This window comes from Saprospiraceae bacterium (genome assembly GCA_026129545.1).
Taxonomy (GTDB): domain Bacteria; phylum Bacteroidota; class Bacteroidia; order Chitinophagales; family Saprospiraceae; genus M3007.
Map to the genome: position 1 here is coordinate 924619 of JAHCHX010000001.1, position 14088 is coordinate 938706.

The 14088-nt window shown below is 53.0% G+C and carries 13 protein-coding genes; 10 read left to right on the forward strand and 3 right to left on the reverse strand.

Annotation, left to right across the window (positions count from 1 at the left end; all coding sequences use genetic code 11):
• Positions 1–2 precede the first annotated feature (2 nt).
• From KIS77_03280 to KIS77_03290, 3 genes are all read left to right on the forward strand, one after another.
• Positions 3–1307: a hypothetical protein gene (locus KIS77_03280; GenBank protein MCW5921339.1), complete on the forward strand. Its 1305-nt coding sequence runs from the start codon at positions 3–5 to the stop codon at positions 1305–1307.
• Between the two features lie 19 nt (positions 1308–1326).
• Positions 1327–2472, forward strand: coding sequence for an alpha-hydroxy-acid oxidizing protein (locus KIS77_03285; protein ID MCW5921340.1), 1146 nt, complete (start codon positions 1327–1329; stop codon positions 2470–2472).
• Between the two features lie 285 nt (positions 2473–2757).
• The gene (locus KIS77_03290; protein ID MCW5921341.1) at positions 2758–3183 is read left to right on the forward strand and encodes a GNAT family N-acetyltransferase; all 426 of its coding nucleotides are present in this window, start codon (positions 2758–2760) and stop codon (positions 3181–3183) included.
• Positions 3184–3197: 14 nt separating this feature from the next.
• Here KIS77_03290 and KIS77_03295 read toward each other — a convergent pair whose 3' ends face one another.
• Entirely contained in the window at positions 3198–4586 is a 1389-nt protein-coding gene (locus tag KIS77_03295) for a D-alanyl-D-alanine carboxypeptidase (protein MCW5921342.1), read from the reverse strand.
• Positions 4587–4704: 118 nt separating this feature from the next.
• Here KIS77_03295 and dut point away from each other — a divergent pair, with 118 nt between their 5' ends.
• From dut to KIS77_03325, 6 genes are all read left to right on the forward strand, one after another.
• Complete coding sequence (dut, locus tag KIS77_03300) at positions 4705–5139, forward strand: dUTP diphosphatase (GenBank protein ID MCW5921343.1); 435 nt, start codon at positions 4705–4707, stop codon at positions 5137–5139.
• Positions 5140–5202: 63 nt separating this feature from the next.
• Complete coding sequence (locus KIS77_03305; protein ID MCW5921344.1) at positions 5203–6192, forward strand: NTP transferase domain-containing protein; 990 nt, start codon at positions 5203–5205, stop codon at positions 6190–6192.
• Between the two features lie 31 nt (positions 6193–6223).
• Positions 6224–7198 carry a glycosyltransferase family 9 protein gene (locus KIS77_03310; GenBank protein MCW5921345.1) on the forward strand — a complete coding sequence of 325 codons (975 nt, stop codon included), beginning with the start codon at positions 6224–6226 and terminating at the stop codon, positions 7196–7198.
• 218 nt (positions 7199–7416) lie between these two features.
• On the forward strand, positions 7417–8478 hold the full coding sequence (locus KIS77_03315; protein ID MCW5921346.1) for a PorP/SprF family type IX secretion system membrane protein: 1062 nt from the start codon (positions 7417–7419) through the stop codon (positions 8476–8478).
• Between the two features lie 93 nt (positions 8479–8571).
• Positions 8572–10668 (forward strand): OmpA family protein, encoded by a 2097-nt coding sequence (locus KIS77_03320; protein ID MCW5921347.1) that lies wholly within the window; start codon positions 8572–8574, stop codon positions 10666–10668.
• A gap of 98 nt (positions 10669–10766) precedes the next feature.
• Positions 10767–11120 carry a DUF1573 domain-containing protein gene (locus KIS77_03325; protein MCW5921348.1) on the forward strand — a complete coding sequence of 118 codons (354 nt, stop codon included), beginning with the start codon at positions 10767–10769 and terminating at the stop codon, positions 11118–11120.
• 2 nt (positions 11121–11122) lie between these two features.
• Here the strand turns inward: KIS77_03325 and KIS77_03330 are convergent, their stop codons facing one another.
• Entirely contained in the window at positions 11123–11596 is a 474-nt protein-coding gene (locus KIS77_03330) for a hypothetical protein (protein ID MCW5921349.1), read from the reverse strand.
• Positions 11597–11772: 176 nt separating this feature from the next.
• Here KIS77_03330 and KIS77_03335 point away from each other — a divergent pair, with 176 nt between their 5' ends.
• Entirely contained in the window at positions 11773–13335 is a 1563-nt protein-coding gene (locus tag KIS77_03335) for a DUF853 family protein (protein ID MCW5921350.1), read from the forward strand.
• Here the strand turns inward: KIS77_03335 and KIS77_03340 are convergent.
• Positions 13332–14006: a DUF2461 domain-containing protein gene (locus KIS77_03340; protein MCW5921351.1), complete on the reverse strand. Its 675-nt coding sequence runs from the start codon at positions 14004–14006 to the stop codon at positions 13332–13334. The two genes, KIS77_03335 and KIS77_03340, sit on opposite strands and share 4 nt — an antisense overlap.
• Positions 14007–14088: the final 82 nt, after the last annotated feature.

The window sequence follows — 14088 nt, forward strand, 5'->3', positions numbered from 1 at the left end:
GTATGCACATCGTTATTTTCGACATAGGCAAGACCAACAAAAAATGCTTCGTGTTCGACGAGGACTATCGCATTGTCTTTGAAAAGAGCGAGCAATTGCCCGAAACAGTTGACGAGGATGGCGTTCCTTGCGAGGACGTGGTGTTGCTCTCCGACTGGGTCTGGAACACGTTTTTGACTCTCCTCGAAGACGAGCGTTTCGTGGTTTCGGGCGTGAATGTCACGACCTATGGCGCGAGCCTCGTCTATTTGTCTCATAAAGCCGCACAGGGGCCGTTGGAACGTCACACTGGGATAGAGTTGCCGCTCTACAATTATTTGAAACCTTTTCCCGAAAACTTGAAAACACGGTTTTTTGAAAAACACGGCGGCGAGGAAAAAATATCGCTCGAAACGGCTTCTCCCACGCTGGGCAGTCTCAATTCCGGCCTTCAACTCTACCGTTTGAAACATCAAAAACCGGATGACTTTCAAAAAGTCAAATATGCCCTGCACCTTCCTCAATACGTCGCGTCGCTGATTTCCAACGAGTATTTTTCAGACATCACGAGCATCGGTTGCCACACGATGCTTTGGGATTTTCAAAAGAACGATTACCACGAGTGGGTGAGACGGGAAGGCTTGGATGCGAAATTTCCTCCCCAAAAAGAATCAGACAGCGCCACTTGGGTGCCAATTCCGATTTCGGTCGGCGGGGAGTACCACGCTTTTTATGTAGGTGTTGGTCTTCACGATAGCTCTGCGGCACTGATTCCCTACCTCGCCAGTTTTCGGGAACCGTTTGTGTTGATTTCCACTGGCACTTGGAATATCTCGCTGAATCCGTTCAACGACAACCCTTTGACGTTCGAGGAACTGGCACTGGATTGCCTTTGCTACCTGACCTTTCAGGGAAAACCCGTGAAGGCATCGAGGCTTTTTGCCGGCCACGAGCACGAACAGGCGGTGAGACGCATCGCCGCGCAGTTCGGGGTGGCCGGGGATTTTTACGAGCGCGTTCGATTTTCCAAGTCAGAGGAGCAAGAAGAATTTTCGGAAAACTATATCGCCTTTATGCGGCAATTGGTTGAAAAACAGGTCTTTTCCACAAAATTGATTTTGACGGAAAATACCCGAAGGATATTCGTGGACGGAGGTTTTTCCAAAAACGAGATTTTTATGTCGTTGCTCGCTCGGGCATTTCCCGAAATGGAAGTTTTTGCGGCGGAAGTGCCCCAGGCGACGGCGCTCGGCGCGGCGCTGGCGATTCACCGTTTTTGGAACAAAAAACCACCGCCGCAAAACCTGATTGCCCTGAAAAGATATTGACCACCCTCTACCCTCTACCATGAACACTTCCTACAACTCAAATTTTCCATCCATCGAAGACCTCCGCAAGCGTGCGCGACGGCGCATCCCGCGTTTTGCTTTTGAATATCTGGACGGCGGCTGCAACGAGGATGTGAACCTGCACAAAAACACCGCCGAACTACGAGCGGTCGAATTGAAGCCGTTTTATTTGAGCAAACACGGGGTCACGGACATGAAGACCGAACTGTTTGGTCAAGTGTATGATGCGCCGTTCGGCATCGCGCCTGTCGGTTTGCAAGGTTTGATGTGGCCGGGCGCGCCTGAAATTTTGGCGAAATCCGCTTTTGAACACAATATCCCGTTCATTCTCAGCACCGTGACGACGGCGAGCATCGAGCGCATTGGTGAGCTGACGGAGGGAAAATTCTGGTACCAACTTTACCACCCCGCTGACAACACGATGCGCGACGACATCCTCGCTCGCGCCGAATCCGCTGGCTGCCAAGTGCTGGTCATCCTTTGCGACGTGCCCACGTTTGGCTACCGCCCACGCGACATCCGAAACGGCCTCGCTATGCCCCCCAAAATGACTATGCGCAATGTGTTGCAGATATTGGGAAAACCGCATTGGGCCATCCGAACCCTCCTGCACGGCCAGCCGCATTTTGCCACCATGAAAAAATATATGCCCAAGGGTCTCGACATCAAACAATTGGGGCTGTATATGAATCAGACTTTTTCTGGCCGACTCAACGAGGAAAAAATCGCCCCCATCCGCGACCGCTGGAAAGGAAAACTCGTCTTGAAAGGCGTGGCGAGCGAGCAGGACACCGAAATGGCCATCAAATTAGGACTCGACGGCATCATCGTGTCGAATCACGGCGGCAGGCAACTGGACGCGGGACAATCAACCATAAAATCTCTTGCGGACATTACACCCAAGTATGCGGGGCGGATTAAAATCATGATGGATAGCGGATTGCGCAGTGGCCCCGACATAGCGCGGGCTTTGGCAAGTGGTGCGGAGTTTGCGTTTTTGGGCAGAGCGTTCATGTACGGCGTGGTGGCGTTGGGGGAAAAAGGCGGGCAGCACACCATTTCGATTTTAAAAATCCAACTCAAGCAGGTGATGGAGCAAATCTGTTGCGAGCGTGTGAGCGACCTTCCCAAGCATTTGGTTTGATTTGATAAAAAAACGCAGAGGCGCAGAGTACCACACTACTGGGCAAATTCGGGAATTTTCAGAAAAGCGTGCCAAACCTTTCTATATGTTTTTTTACACGGCGAACGCTGCACTCAAAGGAGCGCAAGTTATTGAAAGCCAAAACTCTGTGACTCCGTGTCTCTGTGTTTTCTCATTGCCCGAATTGGGATGACACAGTTTTGTGGACACTCTCACATTCCCTGTTTACAACGGGACAAAAATTGTGATTCCTCAAACCTTCAAACCCTCCAACAACTACCCACCATGCAAATACAACTCGCTCGCACCGATGCCGACATTCGGAAATGTTGGCCAGTCATGAAACTACTTCGCCCACACTTGGAGGAGGAACGGTTCATCCCTTTGGTGAAAGAAATGCAGTCAGGGGGCTACGAACTGGCCTTTATCGAAGAAAATGGCATCGCAGCCGCAGCTATCGGCTACCGTCATCTTCAAAAACTCTTCGACGGCAAACAAATCTATGTGGACGACCTCACCACCCTTGAAGAGCATCGGGGCAAAGGCCACGCCGGGCGCTTGCTTGAACTTGTTTTTGACCTTGCCAAACAACGCGGCTGCGCTTGTGTCACGCTTGATTCCGGCGTGGGTACGCATCGCCAAGATGCCCACAAACTTTACCTTAACAAGGGCTTTTTCATCAGCAGCATGCACTTCACAAAGCGGTTGTAGGGTCGTGCAACGGCTCAATACCGTTCCCAAATCATCTCCAAAATCCGCTGCATCTCTTGCTTCCATGGCTCGTCGCTGCCCACAAAATGATTGTGCATAAAACTGAAAATCAGGGTTTTGCCGCGCTTGGTCGTCACATATCCGCTTAGGCAGTGCACCCCACTCATGCTGCCGGTCTTTGCAAAAACGTAGGGCTTGCCATCCTTGCCCTTGTACCAGCCTGCCACTGTGCCATGCACCCCGCCTGCCGGAAAAAGCGAACGCAACGGCTCGTGCGGCTGCTCTTTCCAGAGTTTCAACAGCACTTGCGCGAAGTCGCGTGGGCTTGCCAAATTGTACCTCGAAAGCCCGGACCCGTCCACCCAGCGCGGGCGCTGCGGAAGCGAGATGAGCACACTGTCGAGCATCCACCTAATTATGGTGTCTTGTTGGAGGACACCGAATTTTTGTCCTGCGCACACCAGCAGCATTTGCTCGGCGATGAAGTTGTCGCTTTGGTGCATCATTCGGCGCAGGACGGTGTCGAGGGGGGTGGAGTAAAGGGTGGGCCAACCATCCCCCGTGTTATAGACCTGCACTGTCGTAGGCAAAGATTCAGCGGGGTAATGCAATGTGTCCAACAACAAAGAGAGCGTTTTCGCATTGGCTTGCCACATCGGAATCTCCTTTGAAAAGCCCGGTTTGAAGTTGGACTCGCTGTAATAGGGCAATGATATGGTGTCGGAAAACGCTTGCCGAAAAATAGCGTTGCCGTCTATTTGGTCGTAGTCATCTCGTTGTTTCAAAAAAGATTTGAAAAAAGGAGGGCTAACCTCCCAATCGGAGGAGGTTTTGGTCAGGCGAGCCATATTGCCATACAGGGGCATTTCGGCCAGCTCGGGGGAATAACGTTCGTTGAAGTCATCCCATGCCCAGCCCGGGCCGAAGCGGTTTATCTTATGATGTCTGTAAAATAACCCCAGAAAACCGTTTTTTTTGAGCAACTCGAAGGGTGTCTGCCATGCCTCGAATTTAGGGTGCAAAAAAGTAGGGTCCCCCGTGCCGCTAATGAGCCAGCCAAGATACCAAACAGGGTCGCTTGATTCAGGGACAGGGGAATAGCGCAAAGCAGGCACCGAATCCCCCAGCACTTCCAGACAAGTCGCCAGCGTGAAAATCTTCGTGTTCGAGGCGGGAGTGAAATACTTGTCGCCGTTCACGTCGGCCAAAGTTTGTCCGCTTTGCGGGTCAAGCAAGGTGAAGCCGGTGAAAGCCCTGCTGAACACGGACGATTTTTCAACTTCCCTTTGGATTTTTCTGGAAAAACGGCGCTCGGCGTGGCGGGAAGTGGCGCAGGATGAAAGCACAAGCGCTAATCCTGCGGTTGCCGCGACAAGAGCGAACAAGGAACGACAACGCATCATTTTTTTTGAGCCGCAAGATATAACCCAGCCGTTTTTGGCTCGAATTTTATTCACCACAAAGACATCGTGCGCCAATTCAGCATCACGCACTACTTTTGCCGCCAAAATCAGCCAAGCCTTGGAAGTCAAAATCATCAACCAATCGCCACACCCTTTGCCTCAGTACGAGACGGCAGGCAGCGCCGGCATGGATTTGCGGGCACATCTTGTCGAACCCATCACGCTCCAACCGCTCGAAAGGGCGCTGGTGCCGACGGGTCTTTTTATCGAACTGCCCAATGGATTTGAGGCTCAGATTCGACCCCGGAGCGGGCTTGCCGCCAAACGCGGCCTCACGATGCTCAACTCGCCCGGCACGATTGACAGCGACTACCGCGGCGAAATCAAGTGCATCGTCGTCAACCTCTCCAACGAACCACAAACCATCGAACCCGGCGAGCGCGTGGCTCAAATGGTTATTGCGCGATACGAACAGATAACTTGGCTCAAAACCCAAACCTTGACGGAGACCGAACGCGGTACTGGTGGGTTTGGCAGCACGGGAAAAACATAGACACACCTTCTTGGCCACACTGTAATATCAGTCAACCTTCTGAATATGAAGATTATAATCCCCATGGCAGGTCGAGGCACCAGATTGCGTCCTCACACCCTCACAGTCCCCAAACCGCTCATCCCGGTAGCGGGCAAGCCCATTATCCAACGGTTGGTGGAGGATTTGGCCGAGGCCTACGGCAAAAAAATTGAGGAAATCGCGTTCATCGTGGGCGACTTTGGCCCGGAGGTGGAGCGGGAGTTGATGGGCATCGCTCATTCGCTGGGTGCCAAAGGCAAACTTTATCGGCAAGAAAAAGCCTTAGGAGTAGGGCACGCCATCTACTGTGCGTGGGAGAGCCTGAACGGCCCGTGCATGATTGCTTTTGCCGACACGCTTTTCAAGGCCAACTTCAAGTTCGACACCAGCGAGGAAGGGTTCATCTGGGTGCAGCGCGTGAAAGACCCCTCTTCCTTCGGAGTGGTGAAGTTGGACGAACAAGGCTACGTCACCGAATTTGCCGAAAAACCGGCCGCTTTCATCTCTGATTTGGCCATCGTCGGTATCTACTATTTCCGCGAGGGCGAAAATTTGCGCAAGGCGTTGCATCACATCATCTCCAACGAAATTCGAGAAAAAAACGAATTTCAACTCACCACGGCGCTCGAGATTTTGAAAAACGAGGGAGTGCGTTTTCGCACCGGGGAAATCGAAGAATGGCTCGACTGCGGCAACAAGGAAGCCATATTGCATTCCAACGAGCGAATGTTGGAGTTTCACCGCAACAATGGTTTGGTGTCGTCCAATGCGGTGATAGAAAACAGCGTCATCGTGCAGCCCTGTTTCGTGGGCGACCACGCCGTGATACGAAACGCCGTGATAGGCCCATACGTCAGTGTCGGGCATCATTCGGTGGTCGAAAACACCGTTATCACCAACAGCATCATCCAGAACAAATCTCAAATCAAAAATGCCGTGCTCGACTACTCAATGGTCGGCAATTCGAGCCGCTACATCGGCTCCCGCGACGAGTTGAATCTGGGCGACTATTCAAACTTTTCAAAGCGATGAGAAACCCGCGCATCGCGCAATTGTCAGTTGTATTTTGAAAATCCTCCTCCTGCGTTTCTCTTCCATCGGCGACATTGTGCTCACCAGCCCGGTGTCGCGTTGTTTGAAAAAGCAACTCGACGCGGAAGTGCATTTTTGCACCAAACGCGCCTTTGCCCCCATACTCCTGCCCAACCCGCACATTGCCCGGGTTTTTGCCTTTGAAAAAGAAGTGAGCGAGGTGATAAGTGATTTGAAAAAAGAACGGTACGACCTCGTGGTGGATTTGCACCACAACCTTCGCAGCCTCCGAACCAAACTCGCCTTGGGGCGCCCTTCGCGCGTGTTCGACAAACTGAACATGGAAAAGTGGCTGTTGGTCAATTTTAAAATAGACAGGTTGCCCCGAACGCACATCGTGCATCGCTACCTGCAAACGGTGGCGCATCTGGGGGTGCGCTACGACGGCGCAGGGCTCGACTATTTCATTCCGCCCGACGAGGAAGTGCATCTGGCAGATTGGTCGCCTTTGCTCAAAAAAGGGCGCTATGTTGCTTTTGTGCTGGGTGCCACGCACGCCACCAAGCGCCTGCCAACGGAAAAAATCGCAGAAATTTGTCGGCAAATAGACCAACCCATCGCACTGCTTGGAGGGAAGGCCGAGCAAGGCGTCGCCAATGGGATTGTTGGCCCAAATGTTGTCAACCTCTGCGGTCAACTCAATCTCCACCAATCGGCCTCCGTCGTGCGTCAAGCGGGAAAGGTGCTGACCCACGACACAGGCCTCATGCACATCGCGGCGGCGTTTCGCAAGGAAATCGTATCGGTGTGGGGCAACACGGTTCCAGCGTTCGGGATGTACCCTTTTTACCCAACCGGCGTGGATTTGAACACGTCTGTGGAAGTGTCGGGCTTGGCTTGTCGCCCTTGCTCCAAGATTGGGTTCGCTCGTTGCCCCCAAGGACATTTCAGGTGCATGAACGATATTTCGGCGGCAGCGATATCCGATAGATTGAAGATGATATAGCTCATTCTACCCTTCACGCTTTTGCCAGAAACGACCAAAAATACCTTTTTAACAAAAAGCATGACACGGCTTAGGTTTGGATTTCCAATTTTGCGCTACTTTTCGCCGAACAATTCTGCGCAAGTGATTTTAAATGTCGTTTTTGCAAGAAAGCGGATTTCAAAGCCAGCGCCCAAACAATAAACGCCATCCCTATTTTTCCGCTAAACATTCCGATTATGTACGTTAGAAAACTACTCTTTTCCTTTGTTGCTCTCCTCGGCTTGAACAGCCTGCTCGCGCAAGACATCCACTTTACCCAATTCGCCATGTCGCCCCTGACGATGAACCCCTCAATGGCGGGCAAGTTCGAAGGCACGCTCCGCATCGGCGGCATCTATCGCGGCCAATGGGCCAGCGTGGTCGGCGGCTCGAATAGCTTCAAAACCCCCGCTGTTTTTGCGGACGCGCCCATCATTCGCGGCATACGCAAGCAAGACTGGATTGGCGTGGGGCTTATGTTCTTCTCCGACAAGGCCGGCTCTGTCGGGCTGCGACACAACGCCGCCAAACTGGGTGCCACCTATCACCTCGCGTTGAGCAAAAAAAACAACACCATTTTGTCCATCGGCGGCCAATATGGTCGCGGCGGGCGGAAGTTGGGCGACGAGCGTTTTTATGAGGACGGCTACGACCCATCAGGGCAATATGTGCCAAGCCTGAGCAAAGAGGCCAACGTAGTGGACAACGCCAATTTCACGGATATTGACGCAGGCATCAACCTCTCCACGCAACTGAACAAACGCATGGATGTCAATTTCGGATTTGCCATGTACCATATCAATCAAGGCAAATACAGCCTTGCCGGCAGGTCGGACCCCAACGCTCCAGCCCCCACCAACCCGACAGCAGGAGACGCGAGAATCCCGCGTCGGAGCATATTCCATGGCCAACTCAACGCGGCCCTCGACGACCGTTGGAGCCTTAGCCCCTCCTTCCAATACATGACCATGAGCGGTGCCGACGAGATACAGGTGCAAGGCTTGGTGGGATACTTGTTCGACCCGGAAAAAGACCTCACCATCAATTTTGGCCTTGGCTACCGCCTGCGCGATGCCATTCAGGCGCTTGCGGGGATGAAGTATAAAGACCTCCGCGTTGGCCTTGCCTACGACATCAACACCTCCGACCTCAACGCAGCAAGCAATTATCGCGGCGGCTTCGAAATAGCGGCCAACTACATCGTGAAAATTTACAAGCCTTCGGTCATCAAGCCCAAAGTGTTGTGTCCGAGATTCTAATGGCTGAGATTGTCAAAGGGGCCTGCGGTTGACGGCTTTCGTCCGTTGGAAGGCTCTTGCCTCGCCCCTCAACAACGTTTTTAAAATCACACTATGATGAAAAAACAAATCATCCTCATAACCCTCTTATTTGCAACATCGGCGGCGCTTGTCGCGCAACCGCTCAACCGCTCCACGCCAGAAGCCAACTTGAAATCAGCCGAAAAGGCAGCCGCCAACGGCAACCCCTATGAGGCGCTCGAACTCTACAAAAAAGCACAAGACGATTTGAAAGACAAATCTCTTTCGGTCAAGATTGCCATGCTAGAGTACGAACTGCGCGACTACCTGCAAGCCGAGCGCGCGTTCAATCGCTTGGTGCTGCGCGACCGCAAAAACGAGTACGGCGAGTTGAAATACTGGTACGCCATGAGCCTCAAGCACAATGGGAAGTATTCTGAGGCCATCGAAATGTTCAATCAGTACATCAAAGACCCCGTGGCCACGCCCGAACTCGTGCAAGCAGCGCAGCGCGAAATCGCAGGTTGCGAAATCGGCAAAAAAGCCAAGCAGCCCGACAATTTGATAGTGGCCAACCTCGGCAAAAAGGCCAACAGCCCACAAACGGAAGCTTCGCCCTCATACAGCGGTGGCGAGCTCTACTATTCGTCGCTTCAATCAAAAGAAGTGATTGTGCTCGACGGAAAGCAAGGCGATTGGTTTGCGAAAATTTACACTGCCACCAAAAGCGGCAACGAGTTCGGCGCACCCACTGCCCTCGGCCAGCAGATCAACCGCGAAGAGTGGCATCAGGGCAACGTCAGCATCTCTCCCGACGGGCGCACCATGTATTTCACCCGCGTGCTGTTTGAGGAAGATGGTCAGCAACTCGCAGAAAGCAAAATCTACTACTCGCTAAAAGGCTCCGACGGTTGGGGCGCGGCCAAGGAAGTGAACGGCGTGAACGGCGACTATATCGCCAAGCATCCTTGCGAAGGCGAGCTGTTCGGCGAAAAAGTGTTGTTCTTCGTGGCCAATATGCCCGGCGGGCAAGGCGGTTTCGACATATACTACGCGCCCAAAAAACAAGACGGCGAATTTGGTTTTCCGGTCAACTTGGGCGAAGTCGTCAATACCGTAGGCGAAGAAGCCAGCCCCTTTTATCAGGACGGCAAACTGTGGTTCAGCAGCAACGGACGCCCCACCATCGGCGGGCTTGATGTGTTCGAAAGCCAGTGGAACGGCTCCGTGTGGAGCGAGCCAAAATGGATGCCGCTTGGCATCAATTCCAGCGTGGACGACCTGTTTTATACCCGTATGCCCGACGGCATGAGCGGCTACTTGGTCAGTAACCGCCCCGGCCCCAACAACCTAAAAAGCAAAACCTGCTGCGACGACATTTATAGCTGGGAAATCGAGCGCATCAAAGTCGAGCTGTTGGCCAAAACCATGCGCTTGCGTCGCAAAGGCGAGAAGGAAAACCAGCCCCTCAACGGTGCCACCGTTCAGGTATATGACGTGACGGAAAAAGACCCTGCCCGCGTGGATGAAAAAACCAACGCCAACGCCAACGAATTTCCCTTCACCCTCGCTCCCGACAAATCGTACCGCGTCATCGCCACCCGCGAAGGATACAAGCCCGACACGCTGGATTTCAACACGACAGGCGTGAAAAAAACAACCAGCATCGAGAAAAAACTACTCTTGCGCCTGCTGCGCGTAGAACCCGAGTACGACACCATCCGCATCAACGAGCCGATTCGCCTTGAATATATCTTGTACGATTTTGACAAAGCGGATATTCGCCCCGATGCGGAGCCTGATTTGCAATACCTGACGGACTTGATGAAAAAATACCCGGACATGAAAATCGAGCTCTCCTCCCACACCGACTCGCGTGGCCGGGATGATTACAACGAGCAACTCTCTCAGCGCCGCGCCGACAGCGCGAAGGCTTGGATTGTGGCAAAAGGCATCACCCCTGACCGCATCGTGGCAAAAGGATACGGCGAAAAACAACTCCTCAACGGCTGCTCCAACGGCGTGGAGTGCAGCGAGGAGCAGCATCAACTCAATCGCCGCACCGAGTTCAAAATCCTGTCCGGCCCTACCAGCATCATTATCGAAAAAGTCGAGAAACGCGAAAAGCCGCAAGGGCAAGCCCCCGGCGGCAAGCAAACTGTTCGCCCAGATTTTTTTTTCGGGAATTAAATAAAATCGAGTCGCAACAAAGCAGCATCGAAAGGAGCGGACAACCTTTTGGTGCTGCTTTTTTTGTGGCCCGGCTTGTCGTGCCGCACGACACCATCATGCCAGATTGGGACAACCCCGCAGATACGGAAGTCAGATTCGACCACGAAACATTAGTCTTTGGAAACGTGATGGAAGGCGACATGGTGGAAGCCGTTTTTGAGTTCACTAATGTCGGCCAACAATTGCTCGAAATAGAAATAGTGAGCGCCTGCGATTGCATGGAGATGGAATGGACACAAGAGGAAATACCTAATGGCCAAAGGGGATTTGTCGCCATCGTCCTCAACACAGCCGCCATGTCGGGCAAAATTTCCAAGGATATTGATATCGTTTTCAAAAATACGGACGCGGACGGCTACCCTTTGGTGAAGCGGGTGTATTTGGTGGGTGCGGTGGAGCCGAGGCATTAGCCTCAAAATCCCGGAATCCGGTCCAAGATTCTCCTCAGCGTATCGGGTCTGAAACCCGCGATGAAAGAGATGAACGAAATGCTCCCCGCGATGCGGTAATACTGTGCTTCCGTGGTATTGGTGAACGGTTGGTCCATCATCACAAACGCGCCAGCCATAAAGGCCATGTAGAACATGAACCCTGCGATGGAGCCGCCGAGTGCCTCGTCCTCCTTTCTGACGGGCTTTTCAAGGGCGGCCTCCAACTCTACCTTGCGCAGCAGACCCCGACACAAAGCGCCCATCAGCCCCGCGAGGATGGAGAGAAAAGCGATGTTGGTCGGAATCCAAGCCAACAAAATCAGAAAGAAGTCAGGCAGGTTGAAATTGTCGGAAAGCCCTTTGCGCAGCGGGTTTGTGTCTATGAAGGCGCCGAGGCAAAAAACAATGAGCCAAGCGACGACCACAAGCAGGGCAACAAGAATGCGAGCTAACATAGGCGGCGGATTGAGCGAAATTTGGTGCGCTCGTTTCGGGTTCAAAGTTACTTCCCTTCGTTTTTCAAACCCCCTTTTCTCAAAAAAATTAGCGACTGCGCTATTTTTGAGCCGAAAATCAATTCACCCATTTACAAAAACAAACCAGACGCACCTGCGTAGCGCACTTATTTCAAATGGCTAACAAAGAAACATTCATCTCGGAAATCCAGGCTGGCTACCATTTCAACGGCCCATCCATCGTGTTGGGAGGTGCCATGCTCAACGGCGAAGCAATCCCCAACCTTCAGGTCAAAGTCCCGCTGCGCACCATGAACCGCCACGGCCTCATCGCGGGCGCTACGGGTACCGGCAAAACCAAGACCCTGCAAGTCGTGGCGGAGCAGTTGGCCGCCAACGGTGTGCCGAGTCTGGTCATGGACATCAAGGGCGACCTTTCGGGAGTGGCTATGCCGGGCAGCGACAACCCCAAAATCACCGAGCGTTCGGGCAAAATCGGTGTCACTTGGCATCCTCATGGCAACACGGTGGAATTTCTCACGCTTTCCGGCGAACGCGGCGCACGGCTCCGGGCGACAGTGAGCGAGTTCGGCCCGGTCTTGTTCAGCCGCATTTTGGGGCTGAACGACACACAGGGTGGGGTAGTGTCGCTCGTGTTCAAATACGCCGACGACCGGGATTTGCCCCTGCTTGATTTGAAAGATTTCAAAAAAGTGCTTCAATACCTTGGCAACGAGGGCAAAGCAGAAATAGAGGCCGAGTACGGCCAGTTTAGTAGCGTGACGGCTGGCACCATCCTGCGCAAAGTGTTGGAACTGGAACAACAAGGCGCAGAAGTTTTCTTCGGCGAGCTATCCTTCGACGTGCAAGACCTCGTGCGCATGGATGAGAACGGACGTGGCATCATCAGCATCGTTCGCCTGACCGACATTCAGGACAGACCCAAGCTTTTCAGCACGTTCATGTTGCAGATGATGGCCGAAATCTACTCCTCGTTCCCTGAAGAAGGCGACGCTGACCAGCCGAAGCTATGCATCTTTATTGACGAGGCGCACCTTGTGTTTCAGGAAGCCTCTGCTGTGTTGCTCCAGCAAATCGAGACCATCGTCAAACTCATCCGCTCCAAAGGCGTGGGAGTTTTCTTCATCACCCAAAACCCCGCCGACGTGCCAGATAGTGTGCTGGCGCAATTGGGCTTGAAAATCCAGCACTCCCTTCGCGCTTTCACCGCCAAAGACCGCAAGGCCATCAAATTGGCCGCGCAGAACTACCCCATCACGAAATACTATCAGACGGAAGACCTGCTCACCAATCTGGGCACGGGGGAGGCCATCGTGAGCGTCCTCAACGAAAAAGGCATCCCGACCCCCTTGGCGCACACCCTTGTGCGCGCGCCCGAAAGCCGCATGGATGTGCTCACCCCTGTCGAGATTGACAACCTCATCACTCGGTCCGCATTGGCACGCAAGTACAATCAGGTCGTTGACCGCGAGAGTGCTTATGAGATATTGAATGAAAAAATCGCCGAGGCGCACAAAAATCAGCCTGTCAAACAACCCGCAGCCTCTTCCTCCACCAGCCGCCGACAGGAAAAAACGGCGGTGGAGCAGGTGTTGGGCAGCCCCGCCGCCCGCCAGATAGGCCGCACCGTGGCCGCAGAACTCACACGCGGCTTGCTCGGCGTATTGGGTCTGGGTGGCAGCACGAGCACACGCCGCAAAAAAACGGGGTGGTTCTAATAAATCGCCGTTCTGAAAAAATCATTGAGCGCTTTCCCCGCCTTGAAGTAGTCTGCCACAAAGTCGGGGAAGTCGCTTTGAAGCGCGTGTTCGGGAGCAAGCTCCGCCATGAAGTAGAATTGTTTGTTGGCCAAGAGTGGTTCAGACTTAGCAGCCTCCTTGAATTCGGGTGGCAACACCTTGTTGCGCTCTCCCCTGATGTTGCCGTATTTTTCCACGAAATTTTTCTCCAAAATCAAGGTGCGAAAGGTCTCCGGTGCCTGCATGATAGCCGTGCGCACTTTGCGAAGCGGCTCTTTGTCAAGGAAATACGCGCCACCACCGAGCCACAATGCGCCAAACTCAATGTGCATATAGTATCCCGGATACGACATGGCATCGGCGGTGGACTTGATGCCTTTGGGATTGAATGAAGCCGCCACATTCGTCTTGTAAGGGCTTTTGTCTTTGGAAAAACGGGTGTCGCGGTAGATGCGAAAAATACAATCCTTTGGCACGATGGGGCCGTAACCCGGCTCAAACGGCAAAACACGCTCGATGATAGCTGCCACCGTTGCCTCGAATGGTTTTTTCACCGTTGCCTCGTAGCGTTTTTTGTTTTTTTCAAACCAGTCGCGGTTGTTGTTCTGCGAGAGGTCGTAGAGGAATTGGAGGAAGTCGGCAGAAAGCATGGTTGTCAGCTGTGGTTATTCGCTCAAATCAGCAATTCTTTGTGAATCAAAGGTAGTGTTCTTCAAAAAAAATGAAGCCACC